The sequence below is a fragment of the Streptomyces sp. NPDC043870 genome (assembly GCF_056435785.1).
Genome location: NZ_JBWKDT010000006.1, coordinates 90,332 through 108,113, shown reverse-complemented (window position 1 = coordinate 108,113; position 17,782 = coordinate 90,332). Strand labels below are relative to the sequence as shown.

12 protein-coding genes are annotated in these 17,782 nt (G+C 72.2%); 7 read left to right on the top strand and 5 right to left on the bottom strand.

Annotated features, from left to right (window positions below; translation table 11 throughout):
- Positions 1-4: 4 nt before the first annotated feature.
- The 4 genes from AC0699_RS10495 (at position 5) to AC0699_RS10480 (ending at position 6,088) form a co-directional block, all read left to right on the top strand.
- Positions 5-3,958, top strand: a complete 3,954-nt coding sequence (locus AC0699_RS10495) for a non-ribosomal peptide synthetase (protein ID WP_478658149.1) — start codon at positions 5-7, stop codon at positions 3,956-3,958.
- Between the two features lie 37 nt (positions 3,959-3,995).
- Positions 3,996-4,247: an MbtH family protein gene (locus tag AC0699_RS10490; protein WP_478658146.1), complete on the top strand. Its 252-nt coding sequence runs from the start codon at positions 3,996-3,998 to the stop codon at positions 4,245-4,247.
- Between the two features lie 3 nt (positions 4,248-4,250).
- Positions 4,251-5,252 carry an LLM class flavin-dependent oxidoreductase gene (locus AC0699_RS10485; protein WP_478658144.1) on the top strand — a complete coding sequence of 334 codons (1,002 nt, stop codon included), beginning with the start codon at positions 4,251-4,253 and terminating at the stop codon, positions 5,250-5,252.
- 71 nt (positions 5,253-5,323) lie between these two features.
- Positions 5,324-6,088 carry a thioesterase II family protein gene (locus AC0699_RS10480; protein ID WP_478658142.1) on the top strand — a complete coding sequence of 255 codons (765 nt, stop codon included), beginning with the start codon at positions 5,324-5,326 and terminating at the stop codon, positions 6,086-6,088.
- Positions 6,089-6,222: 134 nt separating this feature from the next.
- Here AC0699_RS10480 and AC0699_RS10475 read toward each other — a convergent pair whose 3' ends face one another.
- Positions 6,223-7,092 carry a helix-turn-helix transcriptional regulator gene (locus AC0699_RS10475; RefSeq protein ID WP_478658140.1) on the bottom strand — a complete coding sequence of 290 codons (870 nt, stop codon included), beginning with the start codon at positions 7,090-7,092 and terminating at the stop codon, positions 6,223-6,225.
- Positions 7,093-7,368: 276 nt separating this feature from the next.
- Positions 7,369-7,974, bottom strand: a complete 606-nt coding sequence (locus AC0699_RS10470; protein WP_478658138.1) for a LysE family translocator — start codon at positions 7,972-7,974, stop codon at positions 7,369-7,371.
- 387 nt (positions 7,975-8,361) lie between these two features.
- Between AC0699_RS10470 and AC0699_RS10465 the strand changes: the two genes are divergently transcribed.
- Positions 8,362-11,328 (top strand): AfsR/SARP family transcriptional regulator, encoded by a 2,967-nt coding sequence (locus tag AC0699_RS10465; RefSeq protein ID WP_478658135.1) that lies wholly within the window; start codon positions 8,362-8,364, stop codon positions 11,326-11,328.
- A gap of 72 nt (positions 11,329-11,400) precedes the next feature.
- On the opposite strand, the gene AC0699_RS10460 is transcribed toward AC0699_RS10465, so the two are convergent.
- The gene (locus tag AC0699_RS10460) at positions 11,401-13,086 is read right to left on the bottom strand and encodes a bifunctional 3'-5' exonuclease/DNA polymerase (protein WP_478658133.1); all 1,686 of its coding nucleotides are present in this window, start codon (positions 13,084-13,086) and stop codon (positions 11,401-11,403) included.
- Positions 13,087-13,298: 212 nt separating this feature from the next.
- Positions 13,299-14,564 (bottom strand): LuxR C-terminal-related transcriptional regulator, encoded by a 1,266-nt coding sequence (locus AC0699_RS10455; protein WP_478658131.1) that lies wholly within the window; start codon positions 14,562-14,564, stop codon positions 13,299-13,301.
- A 220-nt stretch (positions 14,565-14,784) separates the two neighbouring features.
- Here AC0699_RS10455 and AC0699_RS10450 point away from each other — a divergent pair, with 220 nt between their 5' ends.
- On the top strand, positions 14,785-15,699 hold the full coding sequence (locus AC0699_RS10450; RefSeq protein WP_478658554.1) for an NADP-dependent oxidoreductase: 915 nt from the start codon (positions 14,785-14,787) through the stop codon (positions 15,697-15,699).
- Positions 15,700-15,740: 41 nt separating this feature from the next.
- On the opposite strand, the gene AC0699_RS10445 is transcribed toward AC0699_RS10450, so the two are convergent.
- Complete coding sequence (locus AC0699_RS10445; protein WP_478658130.1) at positions 15,741-16,298, bottom strand: sugar O-acetyltransferase; 558 nt, start codon at positions 16,296-16,298, stop codon at positions 15,741-15,743.
- A gap of 173 nt (positions 16,299-16,471) precedes the next feature.
- Between AC0699_RS10445 and AC0699_RS10440 the strand changes: the two genes are divergently transcribed.
- Entirely contained in the window at positions 16,472-17,611 is a 1,140-nt protein-coding gene (locus AC0699_RS10440) for a DUF2786 domain-containing protein (protein WP_478658551.1), read from the top strand.
- Positions 17,612-17,782: the final 171 nt, after the last annotated feature.

The following is a 17,782-nucleotide window of genomic DNA, read 5'->3' as shown; positions in this document are numbered from 1 at the left end:
ACAGATGACCACCGCTACACCACAGCGCCGGGCAGCCACCAGCGCCGTCACGGACGCCTACCCGCTCTCCCGCCTCCAGGCCGGCATGATCTACCACGCCGAGCTGGAAGGAGACGCCTCCTACTATCACGACATCTACTCGCTGCGCGTCCACGGACCGTGGCAGGAGCAGGCGTTCCGGGCAGCCGCCGAAGGTCTCGTCGCGGCCCACGACACCCTGCGCACCTCCTTCGAGCTCGCCAAGTTCAGCGAGCCCCTGCAGCTGGTGCACTCCACGGCCGAGGTCCCGCTGGAGGTCGCCGACCTGCGCGGCCTGCCCGCCGCGGACGTCGAGCACACCCTGGAGGAGTGGCGGCGCGCGGAGACCCACCGCCCCTTCGACTTCGCGAAGGCGCCCTTGTTCCGCATGGTCGTCCACCTCCTGGACGACGGGCAGTTCCACTTCTGGTGGTCCTTCCACCACGCGATGATGGACGGCTGGAGCCTGCACTCCGCGGTCACCGACCTGTTCGCCGGATACACCGCGATACGCAGGGGCGAGGCGCCGCGGTTCACCGCCCCGCGCACCCGCTACCGCGACTACATCGCCCTCGAACTGGACGCCCTCGACGATCCCCGGCAGCGCGACTTCTGGCGCGGCCGGCTCGCCGGGGCCGAGCCCGCCGCCCTTCCCGTACCGCCCCGGCGCACCAGCGACGAACTGGAGTCGGCCGTCGAGGTCGAGTGGCACGACATTCCCTCCTCCGTCCTGTCAAAGCTGAACGACCTCGCGGCGACCCTGCGCGTCCCCGTCCGTACGGTGCTGCTCACGGCGCATCTGCGGGTGCTGTCCGCGCTGCTGGGCCGCTCCGACGTCATCACGGGCGTCGTCGGCAACGGCCGCCCGGAGACCACCGACGCCGAGCAGGTCAAGGGCCTCTTCCTGAGCACCTATCCGCTGCGCACCGAGATCCCGGCGGGCAGCTGGGCGGAGTTCGTGACCGCGGTGTTCGCCGAGGAGACCGCGATCCTGCCGCACCGGCGCTACCCGCTGGCCGCGATGGTCGAGGAGACGGGCTGGAGTCCCTTCGACATCGTCTTCGACTTCCGGCGGTTCCGCAGCTACGAGGGACTCACCGAGCAGGACGACCTGAGCTTCGACATCGGTGCCTACTACGAGCACACCAACTTCCCGCTCACGTCCGGGTTCGTCATGAACCCGGACGGCACCGAACTGCGCCTCCAGTTCCGCTACGACGCCCGGCGCTTCGACCACCACGACACCGCCCGCATCGCGCGCTCCTATCTCTCCGTACTCGCCCGGATCGCCGCCGACCCCGATGCGCCGGTCCTCGCGGAACCGGCCCTCGCGACCGAGGACATCGCCGTCCTCACCCGGCACGCATCCGGACCCCGGCAGGACTCGGACGGTCCGCGTGGCGTCCATCAGCGCATCGAGCGGGCGGCCAGGCCGGGCCGTACGGCCGTACGGGCGATCGACGGCGAGCTCGACTACGACGATCTGCTGCAGACCGCGGGCCGGATCGCCGGCCATCTCCAGGACGCCGGGGTACGCCGTGGCGACCCGGTCGGCGTCTGCATGAACCGCACGGTGCTGCTCGTCCCCACCCTGCTCGCGATCTGGCGGATCGGAGCCAACTACGTGTCGCTGGACCCCGCGTACCCGATCGAACGGCTGCGCTACATCGCCTCCCACAGCGGCGCCGGCTTCGTGCTCCACGACGCCGCGTCCGCACCGGTCGCCGCCGAGCTGGAGCCGGCCCCGCTGGCCGTCGAGACGGCCGCCGCGCACCCGCGCAGCGCCGATGCGGTCGAGGTGTCGGGCGACGAACTGGCCTACACCATCTACACCTCCGGCTCCACGGGACTGCCCAAGGGTGTCCAGGTGCCGCACGGCGCGGTCGTGAACTTCCTCGACGCACTCATCGAGGCGCTGGAGCTGGACGACGAGCACACCTACCTCGCCACCACGTCGATCAGCTTCGACATCCATGTGAACGAGATGTTCGTGCCGCTCGTGCTCGGCGCCCAGATGGTCCTCGCGGCCCGCAGCCAGGTCTCGGACGGCACCGCGCTGCGCGACCTCATCGAGGCCGAGCCCGACCTGATCGGCCAGGGCCCGCCCGCCATGTGGCGGATGCTGCTGGACACCGGCTGGCGGCCGTACGGCATGGCGGCCGTGCTCTGCGGCGGCGAGGCGTTCCCGCGCGACCTGGCGGAGAAGCTGACCCGCGACGGTGTGCCGGTGTGGAACATGTACGGCCCCACCGAGACCACCGTCTGGTCGGCCGTGCACCGCGTGGCGGACGGCGACGGCACCGTCCCCATCGGCCGCCCGGTCCGCAACACCACGCTGTGGGTGCTCGACCGGAACATGGACCCGGTCTTCCCCGGGGTGCCCGGCGAGCTCTACATCGGAGGCGAGGGCGTGGCGCGCGCGTACCACGACAGGCCCGACCTGACCGGCGACCGGTTCGTCCCGGACCCGTTCGCCGGCCCCGGCCGGCCGGGTGCTCGCCTCTACCGCACCGGTGACCTGGTGCGTATCGCCGAGAACGGCACCTTCGAGTACCTGGAGCGCGTCGACCTCCAGGTGAAGGTGCGCGGTTACCGCATCGAGCTGGAGGAGGTCGAGGCCCGGCTCGGCGCCCACCCGGACGTCTCCGCTGCCGTCGTCGCGGCCCCGCTCGGCTCCGACGGGGAGCGCGTGCTGGCCGGCTACGCGGTCGCCGCGCCCGGCGTCGACGGGACGGAGCTGCGCTCCTGGTGCGCCGAGACCCTGCCGGACTACATGGTCCCGCAGGCCTGGGTGCTCCTCGACGAATTGCCGCTGACCCCGAACGGCAAGGTCGACCGCAAGGCGCTGCCCGGCATCGGCGACGCCGCGGCGCTCGTCCCGGCCGACAGCACTGCCCCGGGCAGCGACACCGAGAGGGCGATCGCCGCGATCTGGAGCGAGGTCCTCGGCATCACGGGCATCGGCGTCAACGCCAACTTCTTCGACCTGGGCGGTCATTCGCTGCGCGCCCTGCGCGTCGTACTGAAGATCCGTGACGAGCTCGGTGTGGAGGTGCCCGTGGCCTCGCTGCTCCAGGCGTCCACGATCCGCCGGCTCGCCGCACTCATCGACCAGGAGGCCGGCGGGGACACGAACTCCGCCCGTCCGCTGGTCGTACCGCTGAACGCGCAGGGCGCCACCCCGCTCTTCCTCTTCCACCCGCTCGGTGGCCACATCTTCGGCTACGGGCCGCTCGGCCGGGCCCTGGAGGGCGAGGTCACCGTCCACGGAGTGCGCGCCAGCGGTATGGAGCCGGGGGAGGAACCGCTCGACTCCATGGCGGAGCTGGTCGACCGCTACCTCGGTGAACTGCGTGCCGTGCAGCCCGAGGGCCCGTACCGGCTGGCGGGCTGGTGCATGGGTGCCACCGTTGCCGTGGAGATCGCCCGGCAGCTGCGCGCCGGTGGTGAGGAGGTCGGTTTCCTCGGTCTGATCGTGGCCAACCCCTTCGACCAGGCGCCACGGATCCTCCTGGAGGACCCGACCGCCCTGGTGCATCACATGCTCGGGCAGGGCACCGATGTGACGTACGAGGAGCTGGCGGCCCTCGACTCGCTCGACGAGAAGATCGAACGCGTCTTCAGCCGCAGCCGCGAGGCCGGTCTGCTGCGCGACGACGTCAGCAGCATGGAAGACGCCCACCGGCTGCTGCGGGTCTACCAGGCCAACGCCAGGGCGATCAGCTCGCAGGAGCTGCCGGCGTACGACGGTCCGGCGCATGTCTTCGTCCTGCCCGAGGACGGCTTCCAGCCCGCAGACATGGGCTGGTCGAAGGTGATCACCGGATCCGTCGTACAGCACGACCTGCCCGGGCTGCCCACCACCTTCCTCGATCCGGAGGAAATCGGCCGGCTGTCCGAGATCCTCGTCCGCGAACTCGCCGGCCATGCCGACGCCTGAGCCCCGTCCGTCCCACCACCGCGCAAGGAGTACTTCCATGGCCGTTGAGACCACCACCACAGCCGTCGCCGCCGGGACCACCGCCGACGCCCCGTTCACCGTCGTGCACAACATCGAGGAGCAGTACTCGGTCTGGTTCACCGGGCGTCCCCTCCCGGCCGGCTGGCAGGCCACCGGCTTCACCGGCACCCGCGCCGCCTGTCTGGCCCACATAGCGGAGATCTGGACGGACCTGCGTCCGCTCAGCCTGCGTACGGCGCTCGCCGCCACGACCGGAAAGGCGGCCTGAACCGTGCTGACCGTGTACACCACCGCTCCGTCGTCCCACGGCGTCACCGGAGCAGAGTTCCGGCAGCGGGCCGTCGACGTGGCCCGCTGGACGGAGGCCGCGGGCCACCGCGGACTCCTCGTCTACACCGACAACACGCTCGTCGACCCGTGGTCCGTCGCCCAGCTGCTGATCGAGCGGACCGAGTCGCTGGTGCCGCTGGTGGCGGTGCAGCCGCTGTTCCGCCACCCGTTCGACGTGGCCAGGGCCATCAGCTCCCTCGGTTTCCTGTACGGGCGCCAGGTCGACCTCAACCTGGTGACCGGCGGGTTCGCCGGCCACATGCGCGAGCTCGGGGACGTACTCGACCACGACGAGCGCTACGGCCGGCTCGTCGAGTACGGAAGGATCATCAACAAGCTGCTCGCCGGGGTCCGGCCGGTCACCCACCTGGGGAACCACTACGGCCTGAACAGTGCGCAGCTCACGATCCCGCTGCCGCCCGAACTCACCCCGCGCGTCTATCTCTCGGGATCCTCGGACGCCTGCGTCGACGCCCAGCAGAGCCTCGGTGCCGTCCGCCTGTCCTACCCGCGGGCGTTCGCGGACTACGCGGGGACGCCGGACGCACTGCGCGGCAACGGCATCCGGCTCGGCATCATCGCCCGCGACAGCGCGGAGGAGGCCTGGCAGATCGCCCAGGAGCGCTTCCCCTCCGACGAACTGGGCGAGGGACTGCACGATGTGGCGGCCGGCCAGGTCGAGTCCCGCTGGCACCAGAACCTCTCCGCCGACGCGCAGCGCTCGCATGCCCCCAGGGACGGCTACTGGCTCTACCCGTTCCGCGCGTACAAGACCTTCTGCCCCTATCTCGTGGGCAGTTACGAAGAGGTCGGCCGGCTGCTCGGCCAGTACGTCGACCTGGGCATCACCGCGCTGATCCTGGACGTGCCACGGGAGGAGGACGACCTCCACCACGCCGGGATCGCCCTGCGCCTCGCGCAGCGGCAGCCCGTCGCGTCCTGACCGTCCCCACCGCACGACTCGCTGCCGCCGGGCGCCCTGCGCGCCCGGCGGCCCTTCCCAGGAGAGCGACCATGACCAGTACGGACGTCTGGATACGGCACCTCGGCCGGCCCGCCGCCACCATGGGCACGCACACCGAACTGGTCTGCTTCCCGCACGCCGGCGGGTCGGCAGGAGCCCACCGTCCGCTCGCGGCGGCGCTCGCCGGGCAGGCGGAGGTGATCGGCGTCCAGTACCCGGGCCGTCAGGACCGGCTCGCCGAACCGGTGATCACCGATCTGCACCTGCTGGCCGACGCGATTGCCGACCGGCTCGCCGCGCGCGGCGCCGGCCGGGGCACGGGCCGCCGGCGAGTGTTCTTCGGGCACAGCATGGGCGCGATCGTCGCGTACGAGGTCGCGCGGCGGCTGGGGGAGGACGGGCCGCGTGCGCTCTTCGTCTCCGGCCGTCCGGCGCCCTCCCGGATCCGGCTCACCACCGCCCATCAGCTCGACGACGACGCGCTGCTGAGGCAGGTGGTCTCACTGGGCGGGTCGGACAAGGAGTTGCTGGGCCACCCGGAGCTGCGGGCGCTGGTCCTGCCCGTCGTCCGTGGTGACTACCGCGCCAGCGAGACGTACCGCCACCGGGGCGGGCCTCCGCTGGCCTGCCCGGTCACCGTCTTCACCGGCGACGCCGACCCCTTGACGCCGATCGCCGATGCCCGCGCCTGGGCCGCCCACACGACCGGGCCGTTCCGTCTGCGAATCCTCGAAGGAGGCCACTTCTTCGTCGACGCACATTGGCCCGCCGTCGCACGGACCGTCCAGCACACCCTGAAATCCGTACTCGTATGAATCCATGCCCATGGGAATCCATGGAGTGGAATTGTCCGGACGCAATATGCGGGACTTTCGTCAATTCCCTTCCGTCACTGGAATGCTGTGGCGGCCTTGGGCAGCTCGGCGAGGAACTTGTCTGCCGGGGCTCGTCAGAGCCAGCCTCGTTGCGAGGCCCGCAGTCCTGCCTCGAACCGGCTGCGCGCACCGAGCCGTTCCATCAGCCCGGCCATCACCCGCCGCACCGACCGCGCGGACATCCCGAGCTGATGCCCGGCCCTCTCGTCGGTCATGCCCGTGGACAGGAGTCTCAGCAGCTCACGTTCCTGCGGGGACAGTCCGAGCTCGTCCGTCGAGGGGGCCGCCTGGTCGACGGGGCACGCGGCCGACCAGATCTGGTCGAACAGCGCCAGCACGGCCGCGACGGTTCCGGCGTCCTGTACCTGCACGGCCCCCAGAGCCGTATTGCCCGGATCCACCGGAACCAGTGCCACGCGGCGGTCGTAGATCAGCATGCGTATGGGGAGCGCGGGCAGGGTCCGCACTTCGGCCCCCATCTCCGTCAGCCAGCGGGCGTAGGCCAGAGTCGGCGGATCCTTGCGGATGCTGTCCACGCCGACGGTCCGGATCGCGATGCCGCGCTCCCGCACCTGCCGGTCGAGGGACATCGCCGCCTCGATGCGCGCGGGATCCTGCGGCCCGCCGGGCATCAGGCTGGCGACCTCGGCGGTCGCCTGCAGGGCCAGCTGCTCGATGCGGGCCTGGATCGCGTCCATGCCCATGAGCCGTTCCGCGTGGCTGTCGGGCACACCGGGCCGAAGGCTCGCGTATTCCTGCATGAGCTGGGCCACGGCGACCTGGCTCTCGGCGAACTGCTGTTGCTGGCGCAGCAGTTCTGCTTCCCGGCGCTGGAGGAGGAGTTGCATTCCGTATTCCGGGCTGACCGGGCGCATGCCGCCCGGCGAGTCCCAGGAGGGGCGGAGCAGGGTGAGCTCTGCCAGCCGGTCGAGCGCCTGGCGCACCTCTTCAGGCTTTACCCCGAGTTCGCCTGCAATTCCATTGACGCCCAGCTCGCTGTGTGTCAGCAGTAGTCGATAAACCCGTTCCGCAAGTGAATCGACACCCAAGAAGTCGAGCATTGCATCTCCCCCCAAGAGACCGCCCTCGGCGGGAGGTTACAGAGCTGTTGGGTGTGGCGCAAGCAATTCACGTATGTGTCAGGAATGGGGAATTCAACGTAAAGTTGATCAAGGTTCTGCTCGCCCGGCAGTTCATCGGGACCGGAACCCGGCGCCGCGTCAGGTGAGCGCCAGCTTGGCCCCGAGCGCCGCGAACGCGGCCGCGAAGACCCGGCGCATCCACGTCAGCACCGGCGGGTGCGAGATGACGCGGTGCCGGACCGCCGCGGCGAATCTCCCGTACGCGGCGAACACGAGCAGCGTCAGCAGCATGAAGACGGCGCTCAGCTCGATCATGTGGAGCAGGGCGCGGGGCTCGCCGGCGCTGACGAACTGCGGCAGGAACGCGAAGAAGAAGATGGTGAGCTTCGGATTGAGGATGTTGATCAGGACGGCGTTGACGATCACCTTCGCCGCGGACTGCGGAGCGGTGTTCTCCGCGGCCGTGAGCGTGTCCTTGTCCCGCAGGGTGCTCCACGCCATGTAGAGGAGATAGGCGACGCCCAGGTACTTGAGGATCTGGAAGGCCAGGGCGCTGGTGTGCAGCAGCGCGGCCAGACCGGTGATCGCCGCGATCATGTGCGGGACGATGCCGAGGGTGCAGCCGATCGCGGCGACGTAGCTTGCGCGGGCGCCGCGCGAGAGGCCGGCCGCGATGGTGCAGAGGGCGCCGGTACCGGGTGTGATGACGACGACGAGCGACGTCAGGATGAACTCGACGCTCACCGCAGCCCGCCTTCGTCCGTCGGGTTCGGGTGCTGCTTCGGGTTCCGGTGCGAGGGGCCCGGGTGCTGGTCCGTGGTCATACGTCGATCCTGCGGGCCACAATGGTCTGTTGGGCAGGTCCAAAGGCGGACTGTCCGAGTGGTCCATAAGGGGTCCGACCGACTGGCCCATCCGGCCCTGGATCGTCCGGCCGGACGACGAAAGCCCCGGTCACTCCCACGCGACCGGGGCTTTCTCTGTCTCCGGATCCGGCGACGCGGCGTCACTCCCCCGAGTGTGGCCATCCACGCCGAGCACCGTCTCACCGGATCCGACGAGGAGATCCAAACAGCCTTCACCAACGGATCGCTAACATGTGGCCAACGGTCAGCGCAGGAGGCAAAAGCAATGCGGTTCGGACTGCTCGGTCCGCTGACCGTGCACGACGACGACGGTGACGTCCGCGCGGTGAGCAGTGCGAAACTCCGCACGTTGCTCGGCACGCTGCTGCTCCGCGCCAATCGCGTCGTACCCGTCGAGGACCTGAAAGATGCGCTCTGGGGCGACGAACTTCCCGCCTCCGCGCACGCGTCCCTGCACAACCATGTGGCCCGGCTGCGGCGGCTGCTCGCCGAGGAGGACCGGCTGCGGGCCGTGGCCCCCGGATATCTGCTGCGAGTGGCGCCGGGGGAGCTGGACACCGAGTCGTTCGAGCAGCACATCGCCACGGCGCGTGCCGCCCACGCCCGTGCCACGGGCGCCGACCGGACGTCCGTACGCGACGATCCGGACGCCGACCGCGAGGACTGGGAGACCGTCCTCGACTCCTCACGCGCCGCGCTGGACCTGTGGCGAGGGGACCCCCTGGCCGGGCTGTACGACCCCGAAGGCGGCACACCCGCCCTCGTACAGCGGCTGCGTGAGTCGTGGCTGCTGCTCCTGGAGTGGCGCTACGACGCGTTCCTGCAGCTCGGCCGACCGGACGGGCTCGGGCCCGAACTCTCCGCGCTCACCGCCCAGTACCCGCTGCGTGAAGCCTTCCACCGGCATCTGATGCTCGTGCTGCACCGCACCGGACGGCAGCCCGAGGCACTCGCCGCGTACCAGTCGCTGCGCCGTACCCTTGTCGAGGAGCTCGGCATCGACCCGGGTCCCGCGGTCCAACAGGCGTATCAGGAGGTTCTCCAGGACCCGTGGCCGCCCAGCGGCGGCGCGCCCCGCGCCTCCTCACCGCTGCCCGCGCAGCTCCCGCCCGCGCCCGCCCACTTCACCGGCCGCGACTCGCTCGCGGCCGAACTGCGCGCCGCGCTCACCTGCCCGGCGGGCCCCGCGGTCGCCGTGGTCAGCGGTATGGCGGGGGTCGGCAAGAGCGCCCTCGCCCTCCATGTCGCGCACACCCTCCGGGACGAATTCCCCGACGGACAGCTCCATCTCCACCTGCACGGCGCCACTCCCGGCATGACCCCCCTCGCGCCCCGCCAGTCCCTCACCGCCCTGCTGCGTGACCTCGGTGTACCGGCGCGGGCCATCCCCGAACACGCCGACGCGGCCGCCGCACTGCTGCGCTCCACCCTCGCGCCCACCCGCACCCTGCTGGTGCTCGACGACGCCGCGTCGGCCGCGCAGGTACGGCCGCTGCTGCCCGGGGGTACGGGCTGCGCGGTCGTCGTCACCAGCCGCTCCCCGCTGACCGCGCTCGACGGAGCCGCCCGGTTCGCGCTGGCCCCGCTGACCGCCCGGGACAGTGCCGCGCTGCTGCGTGCCGTCTCCGGCCGCGGCGGGGCCGAGGCGAGCGGGACGGGCGGAACAGGCAGGACGGAGGGCACGGATGACGCGGACGACATGGCCCGTCTCGTCGAACTGTGCGGCCGTCTCCCCCTCGCACTGCGCATCGTCGCCGCCCGCCTCGCCGCCCGCCGTGCCCTCACCCCCACCGCCCTCGCCGGGCTGCTCACCGCCGAGGCCGGCCGGCTCGACCACCTCGAGTACGACGACCTCAGCGTCCGCCGCTCCTTGTCCGTCGCCCACGACGCCCTCGACCCCGACGCGGCCCTCGCGCTGCGCCGGCTGGGCGCGGTCGACCTTCCGGAGTACGACGCGGCGGTGGTCGCGCAGCTGATGTCACCGGCCGTCGACGAGCGCCGGGCGGTCGCCGCGCTCGAACGGCTCGTCGATGTCGCGCTGCTGGACGAGGTCGCCTACGGCCGCTTCGCGCCGCACGATCTGGTGCGGGACTTCGCGCGGGAACTCGCCGTACGGCTGGACAGCGAGGACGAGCGCTCGGCCGCTGCCGAGCGCGCCCTGCGGTGGTACGGGGAGTGCGCCCGGCAGGCGGGTCTTGCGCTCGTACCCGCGCATCTGGCGGGGAACCGGGTGCCGCCGCCGATCGGCGAGGCCGCTCCCTTCGCGGGGGAGGCGGAGGCGCTCGCCTGGGGGGACCGCGAGCTGTCGAATCTCGTCGCGCTCATCCAGGCGTACGCGCCGAGGTCGCGTACCGCCCTGCGGGTCGTACGCGCCGCGTTCCCCTATCTCCAGCGTCGCGGGCGCCTTCAGGAGCTCGAAGTCCTCAACCAGATCGCGCTGGACGCCGCCCGTGCGGCCGGCGACCCGGAGGCCGAGGCGCACGCGCGCACCGATCTCGCCGGTGTGTACTTCATGCTCGGCCGCAGTGAGCGCTCACTCGTGCTCAACGACGAGGCCATCGACCTGTGGCGCGGACTCGGCGAGGACAGCTGGGTCCAGCGCGGTCTCGCCAACCGCGGAATGCTGCTGGAACGCCGCGAACGGTACGAGGAGGCCGACCAGGCCCTGGAGGAGTCGCTCGGCCTGGCCCGCAAGCTCGGCGACGACTACGGGGAGGGGATCGTCCTCAGCCACCTGGGAAATCTGCGCGAACACACCGACGCCCGGCTCGCCATCACCTACCACGAGCGCAGCCTCGCGGTCGGCGTACGGCTCGGCAGCGCGCAGCTTCGGCACACCGCGCACTGCAACATCGGGTACGCCCGCCTCACCCTCGGCGAACCGGACCACGCCCTGCGCCACTTCGAGGACTGCCTGGCCATCATCGGAGACGGCGACGAGGGCGACTGGCACAGCCAGTCCCAGTCCCGGCTCGGCATCGTCCGTGCCCTGCGGGCACTCGACCGCCGTGCCGCCGCCTTCCGCGAGTGCACCGTCGTCCTGGACCGTGCGGTCTCCCGCTGCGACGGCTTCACCGAAGGGCTGGCCCGCTACGAGCAAGGCCTGCTGCTGTGCGCGGACGGCCGTCACGACGACGCGCTCGCCGAGTGGCGTCGCGCCTACGCGTCCCTCGACGGTACGGACAGCAAGGTGCTGGCGGAACTCCGCGCACTCCTCGGCGAATCCGTCTGAACGCGGGCTGAGCTGAAGGCCATTGCCACGAGCGGGACATGGCTCGCCGCCAGGTAGCCGGGGGAGCGCGCGTCACTTGGCGTCGGAGTACCGCTCCACCACCGCCGTCGTGAACGGAAACCGTACCGGCGTCTCACCGAACGCGATCCGCCCGGCCAGATCCCCGGCCGTGCGGATCGCTTCGGCGACCGCCGCCGCCTCGTCGGCCGGACAGTGCACGATCACCTCGTCGTGCTGGAAGAAGACCAGCTCCGCCCGCATCCCGGCCGTCGCCCTGCGCAGTGCGGCGAGCATCAGCAGCGCCCAGTCCGCGGCGCTGCCCTGGACGACGAAGTTACGGGTGAACCGCCCGCGGGCCCGCGCGTCGGTCGAGGCGTAGCCCGGGACGAACTCGCCCTGGGCGGAGTCCTCTTCCGCGCCTCCCTGGGGGATGCCCGCCTCGTCGTCGTCGCCCGCACCGGCCGCGGGCGGGCTGGTGCGGCCCAGCCAGGTGCGCACCAGCCGGCCCTCCTCACCGGCGCGGGCCGCGTCGTCCACATACGCCACGGCGAGGGGGAATCTGCGGCGCAGCGCCGCGAGGTTCTTCAGGCCGTCGCCGCTGGTCTGGCCGTAGATCGCGCCGAGCAGGGCGATCTTCGCGTGGTCGCGGTCGCCGGAGAAGGCCCGGTCGGACAGTCGCGTGTACAGATCGCCCTCGTGGCCCGCGACCTCCATCAGGCCCGGGTCACGGGAGATCGCGGCGAGGACGCGCGGCTCCATCTGGTCGGCGTCGGCGACGACGAGCCGCCAGCCGTCGTCCGCGACGACCGCGCGCCGGATCACCTTGGGGATCTGCAGCGCCCCGCCGCCGTTGGTGGTCCAGCGGCCGGAGACGGTGCCGCCGGGCAGGTACTCCGGCCGGAAGCGGCCGTCCCTGACCCAGTCCTGCAGCCAGCTCCAGCCGTGGGCCGTCCAGATCCGGTACAGCTTCTTGTACCGGATCAACGGCTCCACCGCCGGATGGCCGATCTCCTCCAGCTCCCAGCGGCGTGTGGATCTCACCTTGATCCCGGCCCGCGCGAACGCCTTCACCACATCCGCCGGCAGATCGGGCCGCACACGGTGCCCGAACGCCGCCGACACCTCGTCCGCCAGCTCGGCGAGGCGGCGCGGCTCGCCGCCTCCCGCGTACCGCTCGCCCAGCAGCTCGTGCAGCACCTCGCGGTGCACATCCGCGCGCCACGGCAGCCCCGACCGGTTCATCTCCGCGGCCACCAGCATCCCCGCCGACTCGGCCGCGGTCAGCAGCCGCATCCGACCCGGGTGCTCGGCGGCCTCATGTCGTCGCTGCTGGTCCGCGTAGACCTCCAGCAGCCCGTCGAACGGTACGGACACGGGCTCCGGTTCGAACAGCGAGGACTGCGAGCCGGGCTCCGCCGCCCGCAGCGGTGGATCGGGCGGTACGGGAGCCTGCCGCAGCCGCGCCCATGCAGCCGCCGCGGACCGGGGCTCCCCGAGCCGCCCCTCGTGACCGAGCAGCAGCAGCTCGGCGTCCTCGATGTCGTAACACCGCTCGACCCGCACTCCGGCCGCGAGCAGCCGCGGATAGATCTCGCCGGTGGACCGCCACACCCACCGCCCCACCTCCGGCCGCGACCGCACGGCCTCGACGAGATCGGCCTCCCGGCGCACCTCTCCGGCGGGCAGCCCGTCCGGGCCGAGGGGTACGAGCAGCGCTCCGCCCCCCTCGACCGGGGCCAGGGCCCACCGTTCGCTCATGGATGCGAGTGTGGCACCCGCCACTGACAACGGCCGGGCACCGGACAGGCACGCCGTCCTCACCCGCGTATGCCCTCCTCACCTGGGCAGCCTTACCCACCGGCGCACGCCTTCCCCACCGGTGCACGCCCTCCCCACCGGCGCACGCCGTCCTCACCTGGGCATGTGCGTCACGACCCCGGGAATGCCCGTCATGCCGGCGGGCAGGCCCGTCACGCTGCCGCGTGGAACAGCGCCGCCGCCTCCCCACGAGAGCCGACGCCCAGCTTCGTCAGAATGTTCGCCACGTGGAACTTCACCGTGGACTCGCTGATGTGGAGCTCCTGCGCGATCGTCCGGTTGCGGTGCCCGAGGGCCAGCCGGGTCAGTACCTCGACCTCGCGTGCGCCCAGGGCGGAGAGGGGATCGGCGGCCGGGTCGTCGGGCGACTCCAGAGGGATCGTCGCCGTGACCGTCGTGCCCCAGCCAGGGACCGCGTCCAGGTCCAGGCGGCCGCCCAGGACGTCCAGGCGTTCGACGACCCGGGCGGGGGCCAGCGCCTGCGGGGTGAGATCGCCGGGGCCGTCGTCCCGTACGGTGGCGCGGAGTTCGTGGTCGGTGATCTGCCAGCCGACGTGGACCCGGGCGAGCCCGTCCTGCTCCAGCGCCGCCAGGAGCACCGCGCGGACGACAGCTCGCGCGGTGTGGGCCACATCGGCCGCCAGGGTCCGTGCGGTGCCGGGCGCCGCGAGCTCCAGCCGCACCGGGGTGTAGCGCACGAGCGGACGCAGCGATTCGGCGAGCCGGGCGAACGCCTGCGCGGCCGGCTCCTCCGCGATCTCCTGGTCGCGGTCGGCCTCGGCCCGCAGTTCGACCAGCGCGGACACGGCCAGGTCGGTCGCCGAGGCGCGGGCGGCCGCGTCGTCCAGGCCGCGGCTGCGCAGGACGCCCAGCAGCCCGGTCAGCGCCGCCGCGTGTGCCTCGCCCAGCTCCGCGATCACCCGGGCGCGCGTCTGTGCCGCGGTCCGTGAGCGGGCCAGCGCCCCGGGCACGGCCTCCGCCGCGAGCCGGTCGAAGTGGCTGGTCACCAGGTCCCACAGGGCCTGTACGACGGCGACCGCGGCCTCGTCGACCGGCGTGTCTGCGGATGCGTCCGGCCGTACCAGCACCAGCACCGCGCCCCTGGGTGTCGCGTCGCTCCTGACGGCGAGCACCGGCCGCTCCGCCCCGGCCAGGGTGACGGTGCCCTGCCACGGCCGGCCCGCGATGCCCGAGGCGAGCAGCGGAGTCAGATCGGCCGTGGTCAGCCGGTCCGTCACCGCCGGAGCCCCGTACGTCTTGAACGGCGAGTGCGCGCAGTGCGTGGACAGCTCCGCCGCCGCCTCGTGCGGGACGAGCCCGGCCAGCACCGCGGACAGCCGGGGCAGGATCTCGCCCAGCGGCTGCCGGATCACGTCGTAGGCGGCGGTCAGGGCGGGTACGGATCCGGTCAGTTCCATATGCCCAGCGTAGACAGAGGTGTTGAGGGGACGGCTGGCCTTTCGGCCAGGACGGACTGTTCCGAAGACGGGCCGGGCGGGCCCTTTCGCTGATCAACGCTGGACTCATCAGCAATTCCGAGTTCGCAGCAGTCGCGAGGCCGCAGGAGTTGCGAGTTCTGAGGAGTCGCGGGTTCGGAGCGGTTCCGAGTTCGCAGGAGGGGAAACCGGCATGGAAACCATGAACGCGATCGTGTACGAGGAGTTCGGCGGCCCCGAGGTGCTCCGCCACACGGAGGCCGAGAAGCCCCGCCCCGCCCCGGGCGAGGTCCGCGTCGAAGTGGTGGCGATCGGCGTCAACCCACTCGACTACAAGCGCCGCTACGGCCGGGTGGAGCAGTTCTACCCGACGACGTTCCCCGCGATCCCCGGACTGGAGTTCGCCGGCGTCGTGGACGCGCTGGGCGAGGGCGTGACCGGTGTCGCCGTCGGCGACGAGGTCTTCGGCTGGACGAGGACGGGCGCGTACGCCGAGTACGCCATAGCCGGTGACATCGCGCCGAAGCCCGCAGGCCTCTCCTGGGAGTCGGCCGCGGCCCTTCCCGTCGCCGCTGAGACCGCCCAGCGCGTCCTCGACGGACTCGGCCTGAAGGAGGGGGAGACGCTGCTCCTGCACGGGGCCGCGGGCGCGGTCGGCCAGGTCGCCGTGCAGCTCGCGGTGGCGCTCGGCGCGACGGTCGTGGGCACGGCGTCCCCGGGCAACCACGAGTATCTGCGCACGCTCGGGGCGATCCCGGTGGCGTACGGGGACGGGCTGGTGGAACGGGTCCGTGCCGCCGCTCCGCAGGGTGTGGACGCGGTGTTCGACGCGGCGGGCCAGGGCGCGCTGCCCGCCTCGATCGAGCTGCGTGGCGGCACGACCGACCGGATCATCACCATCGCCGACCCGGACGCCGCAGCTTTCGGGGTGCCGTTCTCGCCGGGCGGTACTCCGTCGGAGGTGGTCCGTGCGGGCCTGGCGGAGCACGCCCGCCTTGCCACCGAAGGCCGGTTGAGCGTCCCGGTCGTGGAGACGTTCGCGCTCGCGGACGCCGCGAAGGCCCAGGCGCTGAGCGAGGCGGGCCATGTACGGGGCAAGCTGATCATCAAGCCCTGACCATCAACCCTGATCGTCAGGCCCTGATCATCAAGCCCTGATCACGAGAGCGACCGTACGACCCGGGCCGGGTTGCCCACTGCCAGTACGCCCGCCGGCAGATCCTTGGTGACCACGGCGCCCGCCCCCACCACCGTGTTCTCGCCGATCGTCACTCCGGGGCAGACGATGACGCCGCCGCCGAGCCATACGTTGTCGCCGATCGTGATCGGCTCGGCCTTCTCCCAGCCCTCTCGGCGGCGCTCCGCGTCCAGCTCATGGGTGGGGGTGAGCAGTTGGACATTCGGCCCGATCTGGACGTGCGCGCCGATGGTGATGGGCGCGGCGTCGAGGAGGACCGCGCCGAAGTTGATGAACGTACCCGTACCGATGCTGATGTGGCGCCCGTAGTCGCACTGGAACGGCGGGCGGATGCGGACGTCCGCGCCCAGCCGGCCGAGGAGTTCGCTCAGGATCCCGGCCCGCTCGGCGGGCGCGGCGCCGCCGTTCGCGTTGTACGCCGCGCAGAGCTCGAAGCGCCGCTCGGTGTCGGCGGCCAGCTCGGGGTCGTCGGGGAGGTACCACTCCCCGGCCAGCATGCGCTGCTTGTTCTCACCCATGGGCGCCACCGTACGTTTCCGGTCGAGGAGGCGGGGCCTCGTCCGGAGGTTCGATATCCACAGGCTGTGGAAGGCGGCCGGGACAGCCCGTCGCAGGGCTCGGTCGAGCCGGTCGAGTCGGCCGAAGAGCGGATGACGGCGGCGCTCACGTAGGCTCCATCGGCGTGGATGTGGTGGAGCGGGCGCTGGGCGGGGCGCTGTACGCGGATGACGACGACGCGCTCGACACGGGGGCGTCGCTGCTCGCCGCGGATCCCGGGGCGGACGCGGAGCTGGTCCGGCGCGGCGAGGACTTCGTGCGCCGGGCCTGGGAGCGCGGCTGGCAGCCCGCCGATGTCGTACGGATCGTCCGCCGTGACCTCGACGACGCGCACGTACGTCTCGTCGCCGGGCTGATCGCCGGCGAGACCCGGCGGTACGGGAAGGACCTGCCGCCGCGGTGGGCCGCGCAGCTGGCCGACCTCCCCGCCGGGTACGAGAAGCGGCCCGCGGACCGGTTCTCGTACGCGACGGCGGCGCTGGAACTGTTCCGGCTGCTCGTACGGCTGCCCGCGATCGAGCCGGTGGGACCGGTGCCGGGTGCCCCGGCGCACCTGCCGCCCGCCGCACCGCACGACGAGCCGCGCATGCTCACCCGGATCCGTGGCCTCCTCGCCAAGGCGGAGGCCACGGGCTTCCCGGAGGAGGCGGAGGCGCTCACCGCGAAGGCGCAGGAGCTGATGGCGCGGTACAGCATCGACGAGGCGGTGCTCGCGGCCCGCACCCACCGCGCGGACGTGCCCGGAGCCTGTCGCATCGGTGTGGACGCGCCCTACGAGACGGCCAAGGCGATCCTGCTCGACGCCGTAGCCTCGGCGAACCGCTGCCGCGCGGTCTGGAACAGCGGCCTCGGTTTCTCCACGGTGGTCGGTTTCGAACCCGACCTGGACGCGGTCGAGTTGCTGTACACGTCGCTCCTGGTGCAGGGCACGGCGGCGATGACCCGCGCGGAGGCGTCCCAGCGGGCGGGCGGCCGCAAACGGACCAAGACCTTCCGCCAGTCCTTCCTCCTGGCGTACGCCCACCGCATCGGTGACCGCCTCGCCGCGGCGACCTCCCACGCCGCGCAGGAGGCGGCCGGCGGTGGCGACCTCCTTCCGGTGCTCGCCGCCCGGGACGTCGCCGTCACGGACCACGCGGACCGGCTCTTTCCGCAAACGGTCAGGACACGCGTGCGTGGCGCCACGGACGCGGCGGGCTGGCAGGACGGCACCAACGCGGCCGAGGCGGCCCGTATGCCGCCGCGCGGTCGGCGCGGCGAACTCCCGGAGTAACCCACCGCCGCGCTGCGAAGCGCGCCGCGCCCTTGGCGCGGGTTCCGAAGCGCCCCTTCCGCCGTCCGGTCGACCGGGGCGCCCCAACGGGCTCAAGGGGCGCCCCGCGCGGTCGCCGGGGCGTGGACCCGTCCTGGCGCCCCGCCGCGGGGGTTTCGAGCGGGCCTGACT

Bases quoted from the DNA above. Each gene is read 5' to 3' on its own strand.
- AC0699_RS10495 (WP_478658149.1), top strand. From the start codon at position 5: ATGACCACCGCTACACCACAGCGCCGGGCAGCCACCAGCGCCGTCACG.
- AC0699_RS10490 (WP_478658146.1), top strand. From the start codon at position 3,996: ATGGCCGTTGAGACCACCACCACAGCCGTCGCCGCCGGGACCACCGCC.
- AC0699_RS10480 (WP_478658142.1), top strand. From the start codon at position 5,324: ATGACCAGTACGGACGTCTGGATACGGCACCTCGGCCGGCCCGCCGCC.
- AC0699_RS10465 (WP_478658135.1), top strand. From the start codon at position 8,362: ATGCGGTTCGGACTGCTCGGTCCGCTGACCGTGCACGACGACGACGGT.
- AC0699_RS10460 (WP_478658133.1), bottom strand. From the start codon at position 13,086: ATGAGCGAACGGTGGGCCCTGGCCCCGGTCGAGGGGGGCGGAGCGCTG.
- AC0699_RS10455 (WP_478658131.1), bottom strand. From the start codon at position 14,564: ATGGAACTGACCGGATCCGTACCCGCCCTGACCGCCGCCTACGACGTG.
- AC0699_RS10450 (WP_478658554.1), top strand. From the start codon at position 14,785: ATGAACGCGATCGTGTACGAGGAGTTCGGCGGCCCCGAGGTGCTCCGC.
- AC0699_RS10445 (WP_478658130.1), bottom strand. From the start codon at position 16,298: ATGGGTGAGAACAAGCAGCGCATGCTGGCCGGGGAGTGGTACCTCCCC.